This is a genomic window from Pseudomonas sp. BN505, from assembly GCF_029873175.1.
GTDB classification, from domain to species: domain Bacteria; phylum Pseudomonadota; class Gammaproteobacteria; order Pseudomonadales; family Pseudomonadaceae; genus Aquipseudomonas; species Aquipseudomonas putida.
On the sequence record NZ_SSOI01000029.1, the window covers coordinates 50187 to 73840 of the forward strand.

The window sequence follows — 23654 nt, forward strand, 5'->3', positions numbered from 1 at the left end:
AGCCGGGGGGTAAATGCAACCGAGTGCAGGCGCCAAGGCGGTCGCGCGCGTATCTCGCAGGTTCGATTGGCCCGAAACAAGCGTAGGAGCGAGCGCAGCTCGCGATGCGCCGCGCGGGCGGCGCTCGTTCTCGCAGGCGCTGAAGATTAAACGACATAAAAAAGCCCCGCGGACCAAGGCCAGCGGGGCAAACGGTTGGGGGAGGAGCCAACCAAAGGAGTCGTTGAAACGGGTGTGTCAGCGTGTGCTGGCTACGGTCTCCGGTTGCCAGCCGCCGCCCAGGGCCTTGTAGATGGAAACGATACCGCGGTACAGATCGACCTCACCCTGGGCCTGCGCATCCTCGGCGCTCAGCCGCTCGCGCTCGGCGTCGAGCAGTACCAGGTAGTCCACCGTACCTTCGCGATATCGAATCGAGGCCAGCTCCGCTGCCTTGCGGCTGGCGTCGCTCTGACGCATCAGCGACAGCAGCCGCTGCTGGGTCTTGTCGTAATCGCTGAAGGCATTGGCCGATTCTTCCAGGGCCAGCAATACCTGCTGCTCGTAGTTAGCCAGCGCCCCTTCGGCATCGGCCTTGGCGCCACGCAGGCGGGCCCGCACGCTGCCCAGGTCGAAGGCTGCCCAGGTAATGGTTGGGCCCAGCGCCCAGGCATTGGCTGCCGAGGAGCCGATCTGCGAGCCGCGTGCGGCAGTAAAGCCAAGGAAGCCGCTGAGGCTGACACGGGGGAACAGGTCTGCCGTGGCCACGCCGACGTTGGCGGTGGCGGCAGCCAGCTGGCGCTCGGCACTGCGGATGTCCGGGCGACGGCGCAGCAGTTCACCCGGGTCACCCACCGGCAACGCCTTGGCGATGGCCGGCAGGTCCTTGGGTGACAGGTCTACGCTGAGCGCGTCGGGGCGCTGGCCGAGCAGGGTGGCGATGCGGTGCCGCGCCCGTGCCTGTTCGGCCTGCAGTTGCGGCACGGTGGCTTCGACCCCGGCCAGGCGTGCATCGGCACGTACCACGTCGAGGTCGTTGCCCACGCCGGCATCGCGCAGGGTTTCGGTAATGGTCCGCGATTCCTGCTGGGTCTTGAGGTTGGCAAAGGCGATCTTCTCGCGCAATTGCGCACCGCGCAGTTGCCCATAGGCATCGACCAGTTCGGCGATCAGGCTGACCTGCAACTGTTGCAGGTCGGCGGCGGCTACCGCTTCCTGGGCTTCGCTGGCCTCGATCTGGCGCTGGATGCGCCCGAACAGGTCAAGCTCCCAGGCCATGTCCAGGCCCAGGTCATAGCGCTCGCTGTTCACCCGCTGCGTGGTCTGGCCGGGGATCTGGCCCTTGCCGATGTCGCTGCTGGCGCGGCTGGTGACCACCGGGAACTGGTCGTTCTCGGCGTCTTCGCGGATCGAACGGGCGGATTTCAGGCGGGCGAAGGCCACGCGCAAGTCACGGTTGCCGTCCAGCGAAGCCTGCACCAGCTGGTTCAGCACCGGGTCGTCGAACTGCTTCCACCACAGGCTTTCGAAGCGGCTACGGTCGTAGGCCTTGGCCTGCACATCGCTGCTCATTTGTGCAGGTTCGGTTGCCGGGGCTTGGTAGTCCGGGCCTACCGCACAGGCTGCCAGGGCCAGTGCCAGCAGGCTTGGGGTCAGGGGTTTGAGCAGGTTCATGCATGGTTCTCCAGCACTTGAACGCGCTCGGCCTTGCGGGCCTGGCGACGCTCGACGAAACGGCGAATCAGGAAGAAGAACACCGGGGTCAGGAACAGGCCGAACACGGTCACGCCGATCATCCCCGAGAACACCGCCACACCCATGGCATGGCGCATTTCCGAACCTGCACCCGAGCTGAACACCAGCGGAACCACACCCATGATGAAGGCAATCGAAGTCATCAGGATCGGCCGCAGGCGCAGGCGGCAGGCTTCCAGCACCGCAGCCAGTGGATCCAGGCCTTTGGCCTGTTCATCCTTGGCGAACTCGACGATCAGGATCGCGTTCTTGCACGCCAGGCCCACCAGTACGATCAGGCCGATCTGGGTGAAGATGTTGTTGTCGCCACCCGACACGATCACACCGGTGATGGCCGACAGCAGGGTCATCGGTACAATCAGGATCACCGCCAGCGGCAGGCTCCAGCTTTCGTACTGGGCAGCCAGCACCAGGAACGCCAGCAGTACGCACAGCGGGAAGACTAGCAGTGCGGTATTGCCCGAGAGGATCTGCTGGTAGGTCAGGTCGGTCCACTCGAAGGTCATGCCGTTGGGCAGTTCCTCTTTCAGCAGCTTCTCGATCGCAGCTTCCGCCTGACCAGAGCTGTAGCCCGGGGCAGCAGCGCCGTTGATCTCGGCAGTGATGAAGCCGTTGTAGTGCATGACCCGGTCCGGCCCGGAGGTGTCGCTGACCTTGAGGAAGGTCGCCAGCGGGATCATCTCGCCAAGGTTGTTGCGCACTTTCAGTTGGCCGATCTGCTCGGCATCAAGGCGGAACTGCTGCTCGGCCTGGACGTTGACCTGGTAAGTGCGGCCAAAGCGGTTGAAGTCGTTGGTGTACAGCGAGCCCAGGTAAACCTGCAGGGTGTCGAAGATGTCGGTAATCGCCACACCGTGGGTCTTGGCCTTTTCCCGGTCGATGGCGGCATCGACTTGTGGCACGTTGACCTGGTAGCTGGTGAACAGGCCTGCCAGCTCTGGGACGTTGTGGCTCTTGGCGATGATGTTCTGGGTTTCCTTGTACAGCGCTTCGTAACCCAGGTTGCCACGGTCTTCGATTTGCAGGCGGAAGCCGCCAATCGTGCCCAGGCCCTGTACCGGCGGCGGTGGGAAGATGGCGATGTAAGCGTCCTGGATGTCGGCGAACTGGGCATTCAGCGCGGCTGCGATGGCTGCCGCCGACTGGCTCGGGTCCTTGCGCTCATCGAATGGCTTGAGTGGGGTGAACACGATGCCGCTGTTAGGGCTGTTGGTGAAACCGTTGATCGACAGGCCCGGGAAGGCTACCGAGTCGGCCACGCCAGGCTGCTTGAGGGCGATTTCGCTCATGCGCTTGATCACCGCTTCGGTACGGTCGAGGCTGGCCGCGTCCGGCAGTTGGGCGAAGGCCACCAGGTACTGCTTGTCCTGGGCCGGCACGAAACCGGTCGGCGTGGACGAGAAGCCGAGGTAGGTCAGGCCCATCAGGCCGGCATACACGAACAGGGCGATGCCGCTGGAGCGGATGACCCGGCGCACGCCACCGACGTAGCTGTGGCTGGCCCGGTCGAAGAACCGGTTGAAAGGGGAGAACAGCCAGCTGCCCAGCAGCTTGTCGAGGAACCGCGAGAAACGGTCCTTGGGTGCGTGATGGTCCTTGAGCAGCACCGCGGCCAAGGCTGGCGACAGGGTCAGCGAGTTGAACGCCGAAATGACGGTCGAGATGGCGATGGTCAAGGCGAACTGCTTGTAGAACTGCCCGGTCAGGCCGGAAATGAACGCTGCAGGTACGAACACCGCGCACAGCACCAGGGCGGTGGCGATGATCGGCCCGGTCACTTCGCTCATGGCTTTTTGCGTGGCTTCCAGCGGCTTCAGGCCCAGCCCGATGTTACGTTCGACGTTCTCCACCACGACGATGGCATCGTCCACCACGATACCGATGGCGAGCACCAGCCCGAATAACGACAGCGCGTTGAGTGAAAAACCGAACAGGTGCATGACCGCGAAGGTACCGATCAGCGAGACCGGCACCGCCAGCAGCGGGATGATCGAGGCGCGCCAGGTCTGCAGGAACAGGATCACCACCAGCACCACCAGCACCAGGGCTTCGAACAGGGTGTGCACCACTGCTTCGATGGAGCCGCGCACGAAGATGGTCGGGTCATAGACGATGCTGTAGTCCATCCCTTCCGGGAAGTCCTTTTTCAGCTCGGCCATTTTCGCCCGCACTTCGTCCGAGATCTCGATGGCGTTGGAGCCTGGGCGCTGGAAAATCGGGATGGCCACCGCCGGCTGGTTGTTCAGCAGCGAGCGCAGGGCGTACTGGCTGGAGCCGAGTTCAACCCGGGCGATGTCTTTCAGGCGGGTGATCTCGCCATCGGCACCGGCGCGGATGATGATGTTCTCGAATTCTTCCTCGTTGACCAGACGGCCTTGGGTATTGATCGACAGTTGGAAGCTGGTCGAGCCTGGGGCAGGCGGCGCGCCCAGCTGGCCGGCGGCCACCTGGCGGTTCTGCTCGCGGATTGCCGCGACCACATCACTGGCCGTCAGGTTGCGCGAAGCGGTCTTGTTCGGGTCGAGCCACACGCGCAGCGAGTAGTCGCCCATGCCGAACAGTTGCACGTCGCCTACGCCGCCCAGACGCGCCAGCTCGTCCTTGATGTTGAGGATGGCGTAGTTGGACAGGTAGAGCATGTCGTAGCGGTTGTCCGGCGACGTCAGGTGCACGACCATGGTCAGGTCGGGCGAGGCCTTGTCGACGGTGATACCGATACGCGTCACTTCCTCGGGCAGCTTGGGCTGGGTACGGGTGACGCGGTTCTGCACCTGCACCTGGGCGTTGTCCAGGTCGGTGCCCAGGGCGAACGTGATGGTCAGCGTCAGCTTGCCATCAGCGGTGGACTGGGAAGACATGTACAGCATGTTTTCCACACCGGTAATTGCCTGCTCCAGCGGCGCGGCGACGGTTTCGCCGATGACCTTGGGGTTGGCGCCGGGGAAGTTGGCACGTACCACCACGGTGGGTGGCACCACTTCGGGGTATTCGCTGATCGGCAGCTGGAACAGCGAGATCGAACCCGCAATCAGCAGCACCAGCGACAGCACCGCGGCGAAAATCGGCCGGGTAATGAAGAATTTCGAGAAGTTCATCGGTATGTTCCCTTAACCGCGTGGCGCCTGGGCGCTGGCGACTTTCACGTTGTTGCCCGCCACTTTCGGCGCCGGGTTGCTGGCCTCCAGTGCCTGGCGCTGCTGGGCGAGGGCGGCGAGGGTCTGTTCGCTGGCCATCGGGGTTTCTTCCGGGGTGACCGGCGAGCCTGGGCGCACGCGCTGCAGGCCCTTGACCACGATGCGGTCATCCTTGGCCAGGCCGCTACGCACGATGCGCAGGCCTTCCAGCTTCGGCCCCAGTTCCACGGCGCGGTAGGTGGCCTTGTTGTCCTTGTCCATGACCAGCACGAACTTCTTGCCCAGGTCGGTGCCCACGGCTTCGTCGTTGATCAGCATGGCGTCGTACTGGGCGCTGCCGACCAGCTTCAGGCGTGCGTACAGGCCCGGGGTGAACTGGCCGTCGCGGTTGTCGAACACCGCACGGCCGCGGATGGTGCCGGTGCGCGGGTTGACCTGGTTGTCGACGAAGTTCATCTGGCCCTGGTGCGGGTTGCCGGTTTCATTGGTGAGGCCCAGGTACACCGGGGTGGTCTGGCCACGCTGGCCTTCGCGCGCCAGCTGGGTGTACTTGAGGTACACGCGCTCGTCGGCGTCGAAGTAGGCGTAGACCTTGTCGGTGGACACCACGCTGGTCAGCGGGGTGACATCGGCCGTGACGATGTTGCCGGCAGTGAACTGGGCACGGCTGACGCGGCCACTGATGGGCGCGGTGACGCGGGTGAAGCTGAGGTTCAGGCGCGCCAGGTCGAGCTGTGCCTGGATCGCGTCGACCCCGGCGCGGGCTTCGGCGGCAGCGCTGCTACGCGATTCTGCAAGTTCGGCGGAGATGGCGTTGCTGTCGCGCAGGCGTTCGCCACGGCGCGCTTCGTTGGCGCTGCGAATGGCGGTGGCCTTGGCCTGTTGCAGTTGTGCTTCAAGGCGGCGGACTTCAGCCTGGAACGGGCGTGGGTCGATCTGGAACAGCAGGTCGCCTTTTTTGACCTGGGCGCCTTCGGTGAAGGCGACCTGGTCGATCTGGCCGGCTACCCGCGGGCGAACTTCAACAGTTTCCGGGGCTTCAAGGCGGCCGGTGAATTCGTCCCATTCGTTGATCGGTTGCTCGATCACTTTGGCCACAGTGACCTTCGGCGCGGGGGGAGCCTGCACGGCGTCTGGGGTTCGACCGCAAGCGCTGATCACCACCACTGCCAAGGCAGCGAGAGGGAAGCGCAAGGGTTTGAGAGATTGTTCCATGGAGAACTCCGCCAATGTATTAGTAGTGGGCGGAGTGTGAGTGTGTTGCGCGTGAGGCACGAATCGAACGGGACGAAGGTTAATATCACGCTGAATGATATGTCGAGATATTTCATCGATGGTGGGCATGGTAGGGTGCCCTTGCCGGCCCTTTCGCGGGGCAAGCCTGCTCCCACAGGTCATACTGCAAGTGATTCAGGCGGCGAACCAAGCCGGGATCGGCAGGTGCTGGAAGGGGGCGGCCGTTCAAGTAATACCAACAGAGGCCAGCCCGGAGCCCGCGCTCAGTCTCCCTGGCTGCTGCCGAGCAACTCCAGGGTGGTGCCGGTCAGCAGCGAGTGGGCAAATGCCGAATCTGGTACCCCGATCGCCCACCGGGGCAGCAACCCCGTCCCGTAAATGCAAGCAGCTGCAAAAGCATGTTCCAGCTGGCGCCTACCTACTGCGTCACGGATAAACGGGATACCCTGGAATAGAAAACTAGCATTTTTAACAGTTGTGTTCGATTTCGTACTCGTCGACGCTAGTGCCTACCGCTCCATCGGTCAGGGTTGGAGCTAGGTTACGACTTAGGCTAGGTATACGATGAATAAATTAAATACTCAGTTGTACTTTTATCGTGGCAAGCAACTTGCCACGAGTAGAAAGGCTGCGGAGAGTATTTCGTTACTGTCTGGTAGGTGTATGCCGCTGGCAGAGGTTGATCTGAAAGGTAGCGCTGTCGCTGCTAATCTCTATGGTGTTGATTCCCTCAGTACCATTCAGTCAGAGCGACGAGGGAGTTCGATAAGTTATACGGCGTTTGGATTTTTACACGGGGCAGCCCCGCCCAGTAGGTTGTTAGGTTTTACCGGCCAACATTGTCAACTCAATGGCCTCTATTTGTTGGGGGGCGGGCACCGTACATACAGTCCGATGCTGATGAGGTTTTGCAGTGCTGATGGACTTAGTCCGTTTGGTAAGGGCGGGATTAACGCTTACGTATACTGTGAGAACGATCCTGTTAATTATAGTGATCCATCGGGCAGGGCCAAATTGTGGCGATCATTCAAGAAACAACTAACACGCCTCACCGGTCTTTCCAGTAAGGTCAAAACATACGATAAAGGGAAGGCGGATGGGCAGGCAAATGGTCTTGCCAAGGGTTTTTCTGAGGGGCATACCAAGGGGCATACCGAGGGCCATACCGAGGGCCATGCACAGGGTTATATCGACGGATATGCGGCGGGTAGGACTGAAGGGGTAAGCGAGGGGCGTATAGAGGGGCACCAAGAAGGCTTTGAGGCAGCAACAAACGGTGAAATTCAGTGGGATAAATGGATGATGGACCCGGCCTATGCCGACCAAACATTGCAGCAAGCACTTGACAACGCTTACCGAGGTGAGCAACCGTACCTAGTCGCAAAGATGTATAGCGGTAGTGTGAATGACAGACTTAAAGAAATCTATTCGCTGGCCCGTGGTATTCCCCTTATTCGTAGTATAACTATGGAGGGCTCACTCAGTTATTTTATTGATAATACATTTGCGGGCGGAATACAGGATCCACGTCGGCAATAATTTAGACTTCATGTGAGCTCTTCAAGGTTTGCTGCAGCTGTTCGCGGTATTGGAACGCTGAAGAAGTTGCCACGCTGGTTTTCAGAGAGGAGGTCGATGTGGTCAAGGCCTATCATGAATTATCTGGTCGTGGTAGGGACCTATCGTTTGATATCAGTTTGGGGCTGCCACACGGCAGCCCCGATTCTCTCATTTCAAAACACGAAACCCATGCGTACCGTCGCGTTCAAGCTGGGCGATGAGGCCGAACTCCCAATCCAGATACCCCTGCATGGCCTCACGCGGGTTATCAGTGCCTTCATAAGGCCGGCGATAACGGTCGGTACGCGCCACCGCCAGGTGCTTTTCGCCACTTTCCAGCGGCTTGCCTGCCGCAATCCACTGCGCCGTGCCGCCGTCCAGTACGTACACTGGGGTTTGCGTAAGCGCCTGCAAGTCTACCGCCGCAAAGCGTGCCAGCAGGCTGCTGCCGCAGGTCAGTACATATCGCTCGGCTACTGGCAGCTGTTCCAGCACCTGCGGCAACTGCGCGCGAATTGCCCAGTGGGCGCCTGGAATATGGCGTTTAACGTAGTTGGCACTGGTGGTGAAGTCCAGCACCACGGTGCCTGGCGTTTGCAGCCAGTCGTCCAACTGCTCGACACCGATTTCGGTGACTGCGGGCAGTGGAGGGTGGGGGGCCTGCCAATCACCGGTCTCGCTGAAATCTTGCGCCGACACGCCATCGAGCACGGCGACCTGCCAGCCCATTTGCGCCAGCCAGGAAGCGCTCATGTTGGCCCGCACGCCGTCGTCATCCACCAGCACGATTCGTGCCCCCCGCACGCTGGCGACGTGGTCGGTTTCCTGCACCAGTTGCCCGCCCGGTACACTGCGGCTGGCCGGCAGGTGGCCGTGGGCATATTCCTCGGGGGTGCGCACATCGAACAGGTAGGTGGTGCGCCGGGTATCGGCCTGCCAAACGGCCAGGGCTTCGCGCTCCAGGCGCAGCACACCGGCGCGGTCGGCCACATTGCGGGCGCGTTGGGCGGCGTTGGCGCGGGTGTTGTCGCTCACCTCGGCGAAGCGGCGCTCCTGGCCGTGTGCCAGCGTTTGCCCGGCCAGGGTCCAACCGATGGTGCCGTTGCGCAGGGCAGCCACGGGGTTGGGGATGCCGGCGTTGACCAGCGACTGGGTGCCGATGATGCTGCGGGTGCGCCCTGCGCAGTTGACGATGACCTGCGTGGCGGGGCTGGGCGCCAGTTCGGCAACTCGCAGTACCAGTTCGGCACCCGGCACACTGATGCCCCCCGGGATGCTCATGGTCTGGTATTCGTCGAAGCGGCGGGCGTCGAGCACCACCACATCGGCCTTGTCGTCCAGCAGCGCCTGCACCTGTTCGGCCGCCAGCGACGGGGTATGGCGCACGCTTTCGACCAGCTCGCCAAAGGCCTTGCTCGGCACGTTCACGTCATGGAACAGCTCGCCACCGGCGGCGCGCCAGCCGGCCAGGCCGCCTTCGAGCAATGCGACATCGCTGTACCCTAACGCCACCAGGCGTTCGGCGGCCTGATGTGCCAGGCCTTCACCGTCGTCATACACCGTAATGCGGGTGTCGCGCAGTGGCACGCGGGCGAAAATCTCCAGCTCCAGCTTGGACAAGGGGATGTTGGCAGTGAACAGGGGGTGTTCCTGGGCGAACGGGTCTTCCTCGCGCACATCGATCAGCGCCAGTTCTTCATGGGCCAGCAAGGCCTGGCGAATGTCTTGGTAGGAGCGGGTGGCAACGGTACTCATGGGGCAGGGTTCTCTTTGGACAGGTCCCAGATGTTGGGCAGAAGGCTGTTGGAATAGCCGGAAATGAACGGTTTTTCGCTGCCGTCGGGCGAGTACACAGCGCGGCTGACGGCACCGATGTTGGCGCCATACACGTGGATGCTGATAGAAACCCGGTCGTCGAACGCGTTGCTGACTTGGTGAACATCGCCAATACGCGGCGAAACGGCCTCTACATGGCCGGGATCAAGGCGTACAGGCTCACCCGCTGGCAATAATGCGCCGTGTTCGCTACGGGCGAAGCCTTGCGAATATTCCGCGCCGCGCAGCATGCCGATCAGGCCCCAGACCCGGTGGTCGTGGATCGGTGTCTGCTGGCCTGGCCCCCAGACGAAGCTGACGATGGAAAAGCGTTGGCGCGAATCGCAATGCAGCAAATATTGCTGGTAACGGGTCGGGTCTGGCTGCGCCAGTGCTTCGGGCAACCAGTCGTCGTGGGCGACCAGGCTGCGCAGCAGGCTCTGGCCGTGGTCGAGGAGGGTGGCTTCGTCGTTTTCTTGGTCCACCAATTGCGCAAGCGCGTCGATGAAGTGGCGCAGGCGCTCAAGGCGCAGGGGTTGGCTCATGGTTCAGGCTCGGCTGACGGTTTGGCTTAACCCTAGCAAACGCACTGAATATTCTCAAAAGTAAAAATACGAATAAGCTAATATGCAAATAACGCATTTACAGATGGGTGAATCTGTTTTGAAATGGGCGCATGGGCAAAGCATTAGGTTATGCCCAAAACGAATTTCACGGCGCTGCGCTTAATCGATAACTTATAAGCATTGTTCTGGTTATATTCAAAGTGAATATACCAGCCCCATGCCCCCCACGAGACCGCACGCGCGGATCGGCCTGAAGTACCCCTACGGTACCTGGAGACGAACGTGCGATACCTCAAGCAATTGGCTGCCGGTGTGCTGGCCAGCTCCCTCAGCCTGGCCGCTGCCGCGCAAACCTTGGTGGTCGGTGACCAGAGCTTCAATGCCCGAGCGGTCATGGAAGCGGCCGGCGTGCTCGACGACCTGCCGTATACATTGGAGTGGAAGCAGTTTACGGCCGGCTCGCCGGTAGCCGAGGCGCTGAACGTGGGCAGCCTGGACATCGGCCTGCTGGGCGATGCGCCGCCGTTGTTCCTTGGTGCCCTGGGCGCCCCGATCAAGGTGATTGCGGTCAGCCGGCAGAACCTGGATGGCGTGGCGATCCTGGCGAGTAAGGACTCGAACATTCAAAGCCTCGAAGACCTGCGCGGCAAACGTGCGGCGATCTGGAAGGGCTCCTGGAGCCAGCAGTTATTGTTCAGCGCACTGGACAAGGCCGCCGTGCCGCGCGATGCCCTGGAGCTGCGCTACCTCAGCGCCCTGGACGCCTCGCATGCCCTGGATGGCGGCTCCGTGGACGTGATCGCGACCTGGGAGCCCTATGTTACTCAGCAGGAACGCCAAGGGGCACGGGTGCTGGCCACGGCTGAAGGGCTGATCCCGGCGCAGAGCTTCGTGGTGGCCAATGCCAAGGCGGTGGAGGCCAAGCGGGCGCAGATCAGTGATTTTCTGCAGCGCCTGAAAAAGGCCCGTGACTGGACCCTGAGCGACCCGGCCCATACCGAGGCTTATGCCGATGCCTGGGCCAAACGCACCCGTGCCGACCGCGGCATTGCCCGCATCTGGTTTGCCCGCGCCCGTACCGATGTCGCGCCGCTGAACCCGCAGGTGATCGTGGATGCGCAGAAGACCGTGGACTTCTTTGCCGGGCTGGGGCTGATCAAGAACTACCCGGCGTCGAGCCTGTTCGATACCTCGTTCGCGGCAGCGCTCGACCACTAAGCACTTCTGTAATGGCCCTATCGCCGGCAAGCCAGCTCCCACAGGTACTCCGTTGGGCTTCGGCCTTAGGGGCTCCTGTGGGAGCTGGCTTGCCGGCGATAGGGCCGGTACAGGCAGAACCTTTTTGAGGAATGACCATGACTACTCGCAAAATCAAGCTTGGTGCCCTGACCATGGGCTGCGGCGGCCCAGGCCGGCACAACCTGTGGCTGGACCCGGAGCTGCCCGCCGACGCCAGCGTCAATATCGACTGGTACATCGACATCGCCCGCCAGGCCGAAGCGGCGCTGTTCGACCTCATCTTCATCGTCGACAGCCAGTACATCACCCCCGGCTCGCCGTCGCACTATCTCAACCGTCTGGAGCCGCTGACCCTGCTCTCGGCACTGGCAGTGACTACCCGCAACATCGGCCTGGTCGGTACCCTGACCACCTCCTACAACGAACCCTTCAACGTCGCCCGCCGCCTGGCCTCGCTGGACCTGATCAGCAAGGGCCGCGCTGGCTGGAACGTGGTCACCAGTGGTGACGCCGGTACCGCTGGCAACTATGGCCGTGACGAGCACTACGACTACGACACCCGGTATGCCCGTGCCCTGGAACATGTGGCTGTGGTGCAGGGGCTGTGGCACTCCTATGAAGACGGCGCGTTCCCGCGCAACCGCGCGACCGGGCAATTTCTCGACCCAAGCCGAATGCATGCCCTGAACCACAAGGGCGAGCACTTCTCGGTCGTAGGGCCGCTGAATATCCAGCGTTCCCCCCAGGGCCAGCCGGTGATCTTCCAGGCGGGCGACTCGCAGCAAGGGCGCGAGCTTGGGGCGGCCACGGCAGATGTCATTTTCACTCATGCCGCCAGCATCGAGCAGGGCCAGGCGTTCTACCGCGATGTGAAAGACCGCGCTGCGCGGCTGGGGCGCGACCCCGAGCAACTGCTGGTATTGCCTGGTGCCGAGATCTACGTGGGCGATACCGACGAACACGCCCGCGAGATCGAACGCCATTACCACCAGCAGGACCATAGCTTCGAGCTGGCCCTCAAGGAATTCGGGCGCAATTTCGGCTGGCACGACTTCAGCCAGTACGACCTTGATGCGCCGTTCCCCCAGGAAAGCCTGGAGCACGCACGCAGCAGTTTCTTCACCAACGCCAAGCGCATCGCTGACCAGGCCCGGGAGCAGGGGTTCAGCTTGCGCCAGGCGGTGGAATTCGGGCGCAAGCTGCGCCCAGGGGCCTTCGTTGGCTCGGCCGAAACGGTAGCGGAAAAAATGACCGAGTGGTTCGAGGCGCGGGCGCTGGATGGCTTCAACATCTACATCGGCCACCCCGGGCAGTTCCGCCGGTTTACCCAGCAGGTGGTGCCGCTGCTGCAAGAGCGCGGGGTGTACCGTACGGCCTACGAAGGCAGCACTCTGCGCGAGAGCCTGGGCCTGGCCATTCAGTGAATGCTTGAGGCCAGTTCGAAGATCGGCATGTACATCAGGATCACGATCAGGCCGATCAGCAGGCCGATGAACGTCATCAGCAGCGGTTCGAAGAGTTTCACGAACCATTCCACCCAGCGGCCGATTTCCTGGTCATGGAAGTCGGCGCAGCGTTCCAGCATCTCGCCCAGGTTGCCGGATTGCTCGCCGGCCCGCAGCAGGCGCAGCGACACGGGGGTAACCAGGTGCCCGGCCTCCAGCGCATCGGACAATGGCAGCCCTTCGCCCACCCGTTGGCTGGCCTGGCCCAAGCCCTGGGCTGCTGCGCTGCCGAGCAGGCCGCGGGCCATGCCCATGGCGGTGAGGATGGGAATGCCGCCTTGCAGCAGGATGCCCAACGAGCGATAGAAGCGCGCCAGCTCGTACATCATCAAGCGTTGATGCAGCGCCGGCAGGCGGCGCAACTGGCAGGATGCCCAGCGCCGTACCCGTGGGTGGCGGCGTAACAGCCACAACACCGTGCCCCCAACGACCGTGCCCAGCGCCAGCGGCAGTTGCTGGGCATGCAAAAATAGCCCGATCTGCATCAACACCCGTGACAGCCAAGGCAATTCGGTACCCATGCCCTCGAACACCTGGCTGAAACGCGGCACCACATAGCCGAGCAGGAACAGCACCACGCCGCCACCCACCAGCAACAGCAGCAACGGGTAGACCGAGGCCCCCACCAGCTTCTGCCGTACCAGGTCCAGGCGCTGGCGATAACTGATGTAGCGCGTGAGGGCGTCGCCCAGAGCACCGGTGCGTTCGCTGGACTGCACCAGCGCCACGTACAGCGGCGGAAATATCCGCGGTTGCTGGCCCAGGGCCTGGGACAGCGAACGGCCTTCGTACAGCTGGCGTACCAACTCGGCCAGCACCTTACGTGTGGCAGATGCAGGGGCCTTTTCTGCCAGGCTCTCCAGTGCGTCGATCAGCGGCAGGCCGGCATTGAGCAGGGTCGACAGTTCCTGGCTGAACAGCACCAGGTCGAATGCCGCTTCGCGTCGCCAGGCCATACCGCGCAAGGCGCCGCCGTTGCTGCGCAGGCTGAGCACGCGCAAGCCTTGGTCCTCGGCCTGGCGGCGGGCCTGGTCGGCGTCCTCGGCGTCGATCTGCAACTGCACCACGCCCTGTCTGCCCAGGGCCTTGAGGCTGTAGCGCATGGCGACTCTCCTTACTGCCAGCTGGTAATTTCGGCGTTTTCCCCGTCACCGCCGGGCTGGCCGTCCTTGCCCATCGACAGCAGGTCGTATTCACCACCGTTTTCGCCAGGTTGCCGGTAAATGTAAGGGCGGCCCCATGGGTCCTGGGGCACGGCCTTCTGCAGGTACGGGCCGGTCCAGCGCGCTTCGCCACTGGGGGCGATTACCAGGGCCTGCAGGCCTTGCTCGCTGTTGGGGTAGTGGCCGACCTCCAGGCGATATAAATCCAGCGCCTTGCTCAGCCCTTCTATCTGCGCCCGCGCCACCTTGGCTTCGGAGCGACCGAGCTGGCTGAAGTACTTGGGTGCGACGATGCCGGCCAACAGGCCGAGCACCACCAGCACCACCAGGAGTTCGAGCAGGGTGAAGCCACGTTGCGGTTTGGTTCTGCACTGCATGGTGAAGCCCTCCACTGCATGGGGACACGGGTTGCCAAGCACCATGCAACAGCCGTGCACGTCTGCCTCGGGGCCTTGCGCCATGCGGTACAGGAAGCGGCACAGTGCTTGCGTCGTGGTCATCGACCTCGGGTTTTCCGGGGCATTTCCCCCACTTCGGGGGCCACGACGAAGAGGCAACCGTCATGCGTGGACTCATCCTCGGTTTGATCTGGCTGGCGGCAGGTGCCGCCCAGGCCGATGTGTACATCTCCATCGATGCCAAGGGCGGCTACGTACTGACCAACGTCCATCGACCCGGGCGCCACTATGAAAAGGTGATCAGCGAACAGGCGGCCCAGGCTGGCCCGGCCAATGCGCAGATGATCACTGGCCGCCCTTACGCCGAGGTGGTCGCCACGGCAGCGCGCATCCACAACGTGCCACCGGCCCTGCTGCATGCGCTGATCAAGGCCGAGTCCGGCTACAACCCGAAGGCCCGTTCGCGGGCGGGGGCAGTAGGGTTGATGCAACTGATGCCGGATACCGCCCGCGAAATGGGCGTGGAAGACCGCCTGGACCCTGAGGACAACGTGCAGGGCGGGGCACGATACCTCAAGCAGATGCTTACCCTCTTCGACAACGACATCACCCTGGCCGTGGCAGCTTATAACGCTGGGCCGGACGCCGTGATGCGGCGCGGCGCCGTGCCGCCGTTTGCCGAGACCCGGCGCTATGTGCCCACGGTGCTGCGCGAATACCGCAAGCTGCAGGGGTTGGCGAATGATTCGCCACTGTAATTGCCTGTCAGAGGTTACGCGGTCCCTGTACCCTTCGGCGGTTGCCATCAATTTAGCACTACGGTTTCCCCTGGTCTGGGCTATAACCTTCTGAAGGTGCCCAGCTGTGGAGCCCGCCATGGACATCGCCCCCCGTTCCGACGCCATCGAAGTGCCTGCCGGTAACGAGCTGACAGCCCCACGCAAGCCGTTCAACCTGTTGCGCTGGTATGCCTGGGTCAGCCTCGCCATCATCCTTTCGGTGGCTGTCGGCCTGGGGCTGATTTCCAGCCGATTCATCATCGATGAGAGCGTTGAGCGTGATGCCTTGCTCACGGCACAATTCATCACCTCCATCGCCGACGCCGAAGTGCGCCATGTGTCGATCCCCAACGTGCGCACAATGGGCGAGCTGCTGGACCCGCGCACCGACCGCAGCAACCTGCCGGACGTCGACCCGGATGCCCGGCGCAAGGCCCGCGGCGAGTTTCTTGACCATATCGCCCACCTGCCAGACATGCTGCTGGCCAATATCTATGCCCCCGACCGTATGGTGATCTGGTCCACCAACCCGGCGCTGATTGGCAAGCTGATTGACAGCGACGACGACCTGGAGCGGGCTTTCGAGTACAAGATGCGAGTCTCGGCCAGCTACCACAACTTCGAAGAGGCCCGCGCCGAGCAGAAGTTTGTCACCCCGCCCGAGCAGCTGTTCATCGAAAACTACATTCCGCTGTTCGCTGCTGATGGCGAGCATGTCACGGCCATGGTCGAGATCTATAAAGAGCCCCATGACCTGATCGTGCGCATCGAGCATGGCCTGATACTGATCTGGCTGGCGATCACCGTCGGCGCCGCACTGGTCTACGTTGGCCTGTACGGCATCATGCACCGCGCTGCGCGGTTGCTGGCAGTGCAGCAGAAGCGGCTGATCAACAACGAAACCTATGTGGCACTGGGCGAGGTGTCCTCGGCGGTGGCCCACAGCCTGCGCAACCCGCTGGCCAGTATCCGCTCCAGTGCCGAGCTGGCCCAGGCGTTCGACGAAGGGCCGGCACAGCGCAATATCAACGACATCATCAGCCAGGTTGACCGCATGTCGCAGTGGATCCGCCAGATGCTGCAGTCGCTGCGCCCACTGAACGATGAGGCGGTCGCGGTGGACTTGCCGCTGGCCTTGCAAGAGAGCCTGCAGAGCTACGCCGTGCAGTTGGCGCGTGGCGGGGTGAGCCTGGACCTGCAACCGTTACCGGCGGTCCAGGTATTGGGGCATCCGGCGTTACTGCGGCAGATTTTCAGCAGCCTGATCGCCAATGCGCTGGAATCGATGGAGCAGGGCGGACGGCTGCGTATCGAGGTGGTGCGCCATGACCGGCGCAGCCTGACCCTGCGCCTGTCTGACAACGGCAAGGGTATGAACGAACAGCAGCAGCGCATGGCCTTCCGGCCGTTCTTTACCACCAAACAGGGTGGGTTGGGGGTGGGGCTGGTGCTGGTGAAACGCATCATGGAACGCTTCGGCGGCACGGTCAGGCTCAGCAGCAGTGAAGGCCATGGTACGCGAGTGTCGTTGAATTTCCGCTTGGCGACGAATTGTTAAATGGCTTTAAGAAATCATCACAAGCTATTGATTTAAATGAATTAATTGTTTTTTGGTCATTAGTACCCAAATGTGGGGCCTGATCTTTAGGTGATTTTTAAAAAGACCACCTAAGGTGCTGAGATATATGATTTTTTGATTTGTACTGTGCGCTGGCCGAGTTCTTGCAGCGTGATAGGCGAAGCGCGACACGCGACACATGGCAGCTTATGGCTGCCCAGGCGGGGTGCTATCAACTGGCTGCTGTTGGTTGGCCTTGATGCATTTCTGAACGGACGCCTTGTGCGGGAACCACGCGATGCAGATGCTGGAAAACGACGTTCGCGACAAGGCCAGTGCGACTGCCAGCGGTCTGGCCGTGCCATTGCGTGAGTTCAACCTGTTGCGCTGGTTTTCGGTCATCAGCCTGTTGATCATCACGGCGGTGGCGGGCGGGCTGGGTTATGTGTCCACGCGCTTTGTGGTCCGCGATAGCGTGCAGCGTGATGCGATGCTGACCGCGCAGTTCATTCAGGCCATGGCCCAGGCCGAGGTACGCCATTCGCAGTTGCCACCGGGCACCACCATGGGTGAACTGCTCGACCCGCGCCTGGACCAGCAGCACTTGCAGTTCACCCCGGCGCTGGCCGAATCGACCCGGGTCGAATTTCTCGACCATGTCGAGCACCTGCCTGATACCTTGCTGGCCAATGTATACGCCCGCGACCGCACCATCGTCTGGTCCACCAACGTCGAGCTGATCGGCAAGCGGATAGAAGCCGATAGCGATCTGGATCGCGCCTTCCGCTCGCGCAAGGCGGTGTCGGCCAGCTACCACAAGGCCGAGGATGACCGCGAAGAGCAGAAGTTTCTGCGTCAACCGCGCTACCTGTTCATCGAGAACTACATTCCGCTGTTCGATAGCCAGGGCGAACAGGTAATGGCCATGGTGGAGATCTACAAGGAGCCGCAAGACCTGATACGACGCATCCAGCGCGGCTACGTGCTGATCTGGGCTTCGACCCTGGTAGGCGGGGCGTTGATCTACTTCGGGCTGTTCTGGATTGTGCGCCGGGCGGCGCAGATGCTGAACCTGCAACAGGACCGGCTGGTGGCCAGTGAAACCTACGTGGCACTGGGCGAGATGTCGTCTGCAGTGGCGCACAGCCTGCGCAACCCACTGGCCAATATCCGTTCCAGCGCCGAACTGGCCCAGGAAATCGCCAACCCCGCAGCGCAGAAGAACATTACCGACATCATCAGCCAGGTGGACCGCATGTCGCGCTGGGTACGCGACCTGCTGGTGTCGTTGCGCCCGCTCAGCGACGAGGCCGAGGCGGTGGACCTGGTGGCGGCCATCGAGGACACCCACCTGGCGTTCGTCCAGCAGATCGAGCGCAACGGGGTGCGCTTTCATTTCGAAGGGCCTGATGAGCAGTGGGTGGCCAGTCAGCCGCTGCAGCTCACGCAGATTCTCAACAGCTTGTTCTCCAATGCCCTGGAGGCCATGCCGGCAGGCGGCATGCTGACCGCCCAGGTCAATGTCAAGGACGGCCAGCGTGCCGAGTTCGTGCTCACCGACACCGGCAAAGGCATGAGCCAACAGCAGGAGCGGATGGTGTTCAAGCCGTTCTTCACGACCAAGCAGGGCGGCCTCGGTGTAGGCCTGGCCCTGGTCAAGCGCATCATGGAACGTTTTGGCGGCTCGGTCAGCCTGAGCAGCCGCGAAGAGGAAGGAACCCGCGTCAGCCTTACATTCAATATCGCAGCGGGAGGGGACCATGGAGCACAGCATCCTGGTAGTCGAGGATGATGAAATCCTCGCTGACAACATTCGCACCTACCTCAGCCTCAAGGGCTTCGAGGTCACCGTGTGCCACAGCGCCGAGCTTGCGCTGGAGCAGGTCAAGCGGGCCCAGCCCGACGCGGTGCTGACTGACAACTCATTGCCAGGCATGAGCGGGCACGACCTGCTGCGCAGCCTGGTGGTGCAGGTGCCGGGCCTGAAAGTGATCATGATGACCGGCTACGGTAATGTCGAAGATGCCGTGCAGGCGATGAAGGAGGGCGCCTTCCATTATCTGACCAAGCCGGTAGTGCTTGCCGAGCTTAAATTGACCCTGGACAAGGCACTGGCTGCCGAGCGCATGGAGCGCACGCTGTCGTTCTACCAGGAGCGCGAGGCGCAGAAGTCTGGGTTGCAGGCGTTGATCGGCGAGTCGTCGGTGATGCTCACCCTCAAGCACACCCTGCGCCAGGTGCTGGATGCCGAGCGGCGTATGGCCAGCGACGATTTGCCACCGGTGCTGGTCGAAGGTGAGACCGGGACGGGTAAGGAGCTGGTGGCGCGCGCCCTGCATTTTGATGGTTCTCGCGCCAAAGGCCCATTCATCGAGTTCAACTGCGCCTCAATCCCTGCCAACCTGCTGGAAGCCGAACTGTTCGGCCACGAGAAGGGCGCATTCACCGATGCCAAGGAGCGACGGCTGGGCCTGGTAGAGGCCGCCGACGGCGGTACCTTGTTTCTCGACGAAATCGGCGAAATGGACCTGGTGCTGCAGGCCAAACTGCTCAAGCTGCTGGAGGATCGCAGTATCCGCCGGATTGGTGCGGTGAAGGAGCGCAAGGTAGACCTGCGGGTGATCAGTGCCACCAACTGCAACCTGGAGCAGATGGTGCAGCAAGGCAAGTTCCGCCGCGACCTGTTCTTCCGCCTGCGCATAATCGCCATAAAGGTGCCGCGCCTGTATGCCCGTGGCCAGGACATCCTGTTACTGGCAAGGCATTTCCTGGCCCACCATGGCCGGCGTTACGGCAAGCCAAACCTGCGGTTTTCCGCCGAGGCCGAGAGCCTGATGCTGGGCTATAGCTGGCCTGGAAACGTGCGCGAACTGCGCAACATGCTGGAGCAGACCGTGCTGCTGGCGCCGAACGAGGTGGTGCAGGCGCACCAGTTGAACCTGTGCATGACCTTGATTGACGAGCCATTGGTGCAGCAACCGGCGCCAGCGATGTTCGAGATGCCACGGCACGACCCGGAGCCAGGCACCAGCCTGCCGGACATGGAACGCGACCTGGTGTGCAAGACCCTGGACCGTACGGACTGGAATGTGACCAAATCGGCGCGGATGCTCGGGTTGTCGCGGGACATGTTGCGTTACAGGATCGAGAAGCTGGGGCTGACACGCCCAGACAAACGCCAGTGGTAATTCATCAATCTTTACTGCCCATGTCGGCCTTTTCGCGGGCATGCCCGCGAAAAGGCCAGTACAGGCATACACCAACCCCTGCGATTTTTTAAGGTGGACCACTGGTTAGCGTAGTCAGGGGTTGTCTGTACTGGTACCGCTGTTTCCCTGATATCCGCTCCCCTCCGAGCCACTGCCATCCATCCCCGGCAGATCGCGGTTGTCGTTCTGCTTGGCCGGTGGGCTTTCCGGGTCGTTACCTTGGATGCGCGTGTCAGTATCCCGCGGCATGGGCTTTTCGATCGGGTTGAGGGTGCTGTCCACGCCCGGCCGTGGCGCCGGGTTGTGTGGGTCGTCAGGGTAGGTGGGGCCAGTGCCGGCGGCCAGGGCCATTGGCGAGGCGAGCAGGGCAATCAGCAGAATGCTTGAGCGGGGCATGGCAGGCTCCTTTGCTTCGGATAGGTCTCATGATTTCCTTTGGCCCTACCCAAAGCATCAAGGTGCCATTACCCCGATAAACGGTTACACCACCTGCGCCAACAACATGATGAAGATGATGCCAACCACCGAGAGGATGGTTTCCATCATGCTCCACGTCTTGAAGGTTTCCGCTACGGTCATGTTGAAATACTGCTTCACCAGCCAGAAGCCGGCGTCGTTCACGTGCGACAGGATCAACGAGCCAGCACCGGTGGCCAGCACCAGCAACTCACGGTTCACACCCGGGACCAGTTCGATTACCGGTGCGACAATACCTGCACCGGTAATGGTAGCGACCGTGGCAGAGCCGGTCGCGATGCGGATTACCGCTGCCACCAGCCAGGCCAGCATGATGGGCGAAATCTCCGCCTGCACGGCCATCTGCCCGATCACGTTGCCCACGCCGGTGTCCACCAGCATCTGCTTGAAGCCACCGCCAGCACCCACGATCAGCACGATGGCGGCCGTGGGGGCCAGGCTCTGGTCAAGCATCTTCATGATCTGCTGGCGATTGAAGCCGCGGGCCGAACCAAAGGTGTAGAAGGCTAGCAGCAGGGCCGCGAGCAGGGCGGTAATGGGGTGGCCGATCAGGTCCATCCACTGGCGCACGATGTGCTCGGCCGGCAGTACCACGTCGGCGAAGGTTTTCAGCAACATCAACGCTACGGGTAGCAGCACGGTAATCAGGGTGATGCTGAAGCTTGGCAGGTTGCCCTGGTCGGACTCCTTGGCGATCTGGTCCATCAGCTCCTGGGACGGGTTGCCCGGGATGTAGCGGGAAATGAAGTTGCCGAACAGCGGCCCGGCGATGATCGCGGTGGGCAGGGCGACGATCAGGCCGTAGAAGATGGTCTTGCCGATATCAGCGTGGAAAATACCGATCGCCAGCAATGGGCCCGGGTGTGGCGGCACCAGGCCGTGCACCACCGACAGGCCGGCCAGCAGCGGGATGCCGATCTTGACCAGCGATACGCCGGAACGCCGCGCCACAATGAACACCAGCGGAATCAGCAGCACAAAGCCGATTTCAAAGAACAGCGGAATGCCCACCAGGAAGGCGGCGAACATCATCGCCCAATGCACGTTCTTCTTGCCGAAGGCGCGGATAAGGGTTTGTGCAATCTGGTCGGCACCTCCAGAGTCGGCCATCAGTTTGCCCAGCATGGTGCCCAGGGCGAGCACGATGCCGACGAAGCCGAGCACACCGCCAAAACCATCCTGGAACGACTTCATTACCTTGGCCACCGGCATGCCGGAGGTCAGGCCAAGGAAGCCGGCCGCAAGGGTGAGGGCGACGAAGGGGTGCACTTTGAAGTGGGTGATCAGCAGGATCAGCCCGACGATGGTAACCAGCGCATCGAGCAGCAGGAAGGTGTCAGTAGCCAGTCCGAACATGGTTTGAAGGCCTCGATCTTATCGTTGTTTTTGGCGTAGCGTCTTGGAACTTTGCCCGCACTCACGGGTCAAGGTAGCGCTGTCTTTGGTGAGCCGGGAAAGCCGCCGGGGTCAGGCGGTTTGCGCCAGCCCCTGCTCACCGCAGCGCTTTAGCCAGCGGTCCACCGCTTCGGCGAGTGCGTCTATGGGCTGGGTAGCGTCCAGCGCCAGCGTCAGTGGCTCGCCGCGTGGCGATTCCAGAGCGGCAAACTGGCTGTCGATCAGGCTAGCCGGCATGAAGTGCCCGGGCCGGGCCAATACGCGTTTTTCCGCCTCGGCGGGCGACAGTTCGAGGAACACGAACACCAGTTCTGGCATGGCGTCGCGCAGGGTGTCGCGGTAGCGGCGCTTGAGTGCCGAGCAGGTCAGGATCGGGCGCTCCCCAGCCTGGGTGGTGGCCTGCAACTCCTGGCCAAGGCGCACCAGCCAGCCGGCGCGGTCACTGTCGTCCAGCGGGATGCCATCGCTCATCTTGCGGATGTTTTCGGCAGGGTGGAAAGCGTCGCCTTCGATCAGGCGGCCGCCGCTTCGGGCAGCAATGGCAGCGCCGATGCAGCTTTTGCCGCAACCGGCCACGCCCATCACCACGATGGCGGACAGGGGAGAATTCATCAGTACCTCCTGCGGGGTGAGATAGCGCTGTCTCGTCGCCGACGAACAGCTACCTCCCCGGTGTTATTGGTCTTGTCCTTACGCAGTATGGACGCCTGGTAGCGAGCGCGTGCGGGCTGCTGCCAAAGATTACATTGCCTGCGTCCTGAGACAGCGCTACCTTAGTGGCCGTTCCCTATCCTTGCAAGTAGTAAAATTACAACATCCATGTCCCGCACCGGCTCCCGTACTACAGGTCGTCCCACCCTGGCCGAAGTTGCCAGGCTTTCCGGGGTTTCCCCGATTACCGCCTCGCGCGCCCTGCGCGGGGTCAGCACGGTTGCGCCTGAACTGGTCGAAAAGGTCGTCGCTGCAGCGGCGAGCCTGGGCTACGTGGCCAACCCGGCGGCCCGCGCCCTGGCCTCGGCCCGCAGCCAGTCGGTGGTGGTGTTAATCCCGTCGTTGTCCAACCAATTGTTCATCGACACGTTGGAAGCCATTCACGAGGTCATGCGCCCGCGTGGCCTCGAAGTGCTGATTGGCAACTATCACTACGACCTTGCCGAAGAAGAGAACCTGATCCGCAATTACCTGGCGTACCAGCCCTGCGGCATGCTGTTGACCGGTTTCGAGCGCAGCGACGCGGCGCGGCAGATGCTGGCCGCCAGCGGTGTGCCGTGTGTGCACATGATGGAGCTCAATGGCGAGCCTGGGGCATTGTCGGTAGGCTTTTCCCAGCAGCAGGCCGGGCGCGCTGCGGCCAGGCATTTGATCGAGCGTGGGCGCAAACGCCTGGCGTTCATTGCCGCGCAGCTCGATCCACGGGTAATGCAGCGGGCCGAAGGTTTCCGCCAGGCGTTGGCCGAGGCCGGTTTGCAGGCGGCCGAGCTGGAGGTACTGGCGCCGGAGCCTTCGTCGATTGCCTTGGGCAGTGTGCTGTTCAGCCAGTTGCTGCAACAGTCGCCGGATGTCGACGGTATCTTCTTCTGCAACGACGACCTGGCCCAAGGGGCGGTGCTGCAGGCACTGCGCCAAGGGGTGGAAGTGCCACGTCAGGTGGCCATGGTGGGGTTCAACGACTTGCCCGCTTCGGCACACATGGTGCCGCGCCTGACCTCGATTCGCACGCCCCGGGCCGCAGTCGGGCGTGGCGCGGCGCAGGCGCTGCTGGCGTTGCTCGATGGCAAGCGGGTGGCGGATACGCAACAGGATCTGGGCTTTGAGCTGATGGTGCGCGAGAGTTCGTAGCGAGAACTCGTGCCTGTGCAGGCGCGTTCTGTCATATCAATGTAGTA

18 protein-coding genes are annotated in these 23654 nt (G+C 62.4%); 8 read left to right on the forward strand and 10 right to left on the reverse strand.

Going from position 1 to position 23654, the window contains the following annotated elements; translation table 11 throughout:
- Positions 1 to 237: 237 nt before the first annotated feature.
- Genes E8E78_RS07355 through mexE form a run of 3 tightly spaced genes read right to left on the reverse strand, consistent with a single transcriptional unit; the run spans position 238 to position 6083 of the window.
- A complete protein-coding gene (locus E8E78_RS07355; protein ID WP_061203885.1) occupies positions 238 to 1653 on the reverse strand; it encodes a TolC family protein in 1416 nt (471 codons plus the stop codon).
- Entirely contained in the window at positions 1650 to 4829 is a 3180-nt protein-coding gene (locus E8E78_RS07360) for an efflux RND transporter permease subunit (RefSeq protein WP_049274507.1), read from the reverse strand. The genes E8E78_RS07355 and E8E78_RS07360 overlap by 4 nt, the downstream gene beginning before the upstream one ends.
- A gap of 12 nt (positions 4830 to 4841) precedes the next feature.
- Complete coding sequence (gene mexE / locus E8E78_RS07365) at positions 4842 to 6083, reverse strand: multidrug efflux RND transporter periplasmic adaptor subunit MexE (protein WP_280311649.1); 1242 nt, start codon at positions 6081 to 6083, stop codon at positions 4842 to 4844.
- Between the two features lie 585 nt (positions 6084 to 6668).
- Here mexE and E8E78_RS07370 point away from each other — a divergent pair.
- On the forward strand, positions 6669 to 7643 hold the full coding sequence (locus E8E78_RS07370; RefSeq protein WP_084738481.1) for an RHS repeat-associated core domain-containing protein: 975 nt from the start codon (positions 6669 to 6671) through the stop codon (positions 7641 to 7643).
- 189 nt (positions 7644 to 7832) lie between these two features.
- Here the strand turns inward: E8E78_RS07370 and E8E78_RS07375 are convergent, their stop codons facing one another.
- Both E8E78_RS07375 and E8E78_RS07380 read right to left on the reverse strand, forming a co-directional pair.
- Positions 7833 to 9419, reverse strand: a complete 1587-nt coding sequence (locus E8E78_RS07375) for a rhodanese-related sulfurtransferase (RefSeq protein WP_049274504.1) — start codon at positions 9417 to 9419, stop codon at positions 7833 to 7835.
- Positions 9416 to 10024: a cysteine dioxygenase gene (locus E8E78_RS07380; RefSeq protein WP_049274503.1), complete on the reverse strand. Its 609-nt coding sequence runs from the start codon at positions 10022 to 10024 to the stop codon at positions 9416 to 9418. Before E8E78_RS07380 ends, E8E78_RS07375 begins: the two co-directional genes overlap by 4 nt.
- A gap of 303 nt (positions 10025 to 10327) precedes the next feature.
- On the opposite strand from E8E78_RS07380, the gene E8E78_RS07385 reads away from it, so the two are divergent.
- Positions 10328 to 11263, forward strand: a complete 936-nt coding sequence (locus E8E78_RS07385) for an ABC transporter substrate-binding protein (protein ID WP_049274502.1) — start codon at positions 10328 to 10330, stop codon at positions 11261 to 11263.
- Between the two features lie 137 nt (positions 11264 to 11400).
- Positions 11401 to 12708, forward strand: coding sequence for an LLM class flavin-dependent oxidoreductase (locus E8E78_RS07390; RefSeq protein ID WP_197863087.1), 1308 nt, complete (start codon positions 11401 to 11403; stop codon positions 12706 to 12708).
- Here E8E78_RS07390 and E8E78_RS07395 read toward each other — a convergent pair.
- Together E8E78_RS07395 and gspG are read right to left on the reverse strand one after the other, a co-directional pair.
- On the reverse strand, positions 12702 to 13892 hold the full coding sequence (locus E8E78_RS07395; protein WP_156859263.1) for a type II secretion system F family protein: 1191 nt from the start codon (positions 13890 to 13892) through the stop codon (positions 12702 to 12704). The genes E8E78_RS07390 and E8E78_RS07395 overlap by 7 nt on opposite strands.
- An 11-nt stretch (positions 13893 to 13903) precedes the next feature.
- Entirely contained in the window at positions 13904 to 14329 is a 426-nt protein-coding gene (gene gspG / locus E8E78_RS07400; RefSeq protein WP_049274509.1) for a type II secretion system major pseudopilin GspG, read from the reverse strand.
- Between the two features lie 185 nt (positions 14330 to 14514).
- Here gspG and E8E78_RS07405 point away from each other — a divergent pair, with 185 nt between their 5' ends.
- The 4 genes from E8E78_RS07405 (at position 14515) to E8E78_RS07420 (ending at position 19875) form a co-directional block, all read left to right on the forward strand.
- On the forward strand, positions 14515 to 15108 hold the full coding sequence (locus E8E78_RS07405) for a transglycosylase SLT domain-containing protein (protein WP_061203881.1): 594 nt from the start codon (positions 14515 to 14517) through the stop codon (positions 15106 to 15108).
- A 118-nt stretch (positions 15109 to 15226) separates the two neighbouring features.
- Positions 15227 to 16687 (forward strand): HAMP domain-containing sensor histidine kinase, encoded by a 1461-nt coding sequence (locus tag E8E78_RS07410; RefSeq protein ID WP_049274499.1) that lies wholly within the window; start codon positions 15227 to 15229, stop codon positions 16685 to 16687.
- Positions 16688 to 16985: 298 nt separating this feature from the next.
- A complete protein-coding gene (locus tag E8E78_RS07415) occupies positions 16986 to 18479 on the forward strand; it encodes a HAMP domain-containing sensor histidine kinase (protein WP_016499895.1) in 1494 nt (497 codons plus the stop codon).
- On the forward strand, positions 18448 to 19875 hold the full coding sequence (locus E8E78_RS07420; RefSeq protein ID WP_016499894.1) for a sigma-54 dependent transcriptional regulator: 1428 nt from the start codon (positions 18448 to 18450) through the stop codon (positions 19873 to 19875). Before E8E78_RS07415 ends, E8E78_RS07420 begins: the two co-directional genes overlap by 32 nt.
- 114 nt (positions 19876 to 19989) lie before the next feature.
- Here E8E78_RS07420 and E8E78_RS07425 read toward each other — a convergent pair whose 3' ends face one another.
- The 3 genes from E8E78_RS07425 to E8E78_RS07435 all read right to left on the reverse strand — a co-directional run bounded on the left by E8E78_RS07425 (position 19990) and on the right by E8E78_RS07435 (position 22380).
- Positions 19990 to 20292, reverse strand: a complete 303-nt coding sequence (locus E8E78_RS07425) for a hypothetical protein (RefSeq protein WP_151326012.1) — start codon at positions 20290 to 20292, stop codon at positions 19990 to 19992.
- An 84-nt stretch (positions 20293 to 20376) separates the two neighbouring features.
- On the reverse strand, positions 20377 to 21729 hold the full coding sequence (locus tag E8E78_RS07430; RefSeq protein ID WP_016499892.1) for a GntP family permease: 1353 nt from the start codon (positions 21727 to 21729) through the stop codon (positions 20377 to 20379).
- Between the two features lie 111 nt (positions 21730 to 21840).
- Positions 21841 to 22380, reverse strand: coding sequence for a gluconokinase (locus tag E8E78_RS07435; RefSeq protein ID WP_280311650.1), 540 nt, complete (start codon positions 22378 to 22380; stop codon positions 21841 to 21843).
- Positions 22381 to 22587: 207 nt separating this feature from the next.
- Here E8E78_RS07435 and E8E78_RS07440 point away from each other — a divergent pair, with 207 nt between their 5' ends.
- A complete protein-coding gene (locus E8E78_RS07440; RefSeq protein ID WP_049274495.1) occupies positions 22588 to 23607 on the forward strand; it encodes a LacI family DNA-binding transcriptional regulator in 1020 nt (339 codons plus the stop codon).
- Positions 23608 to 23654 lie beyond the last annotated feature (47 nt).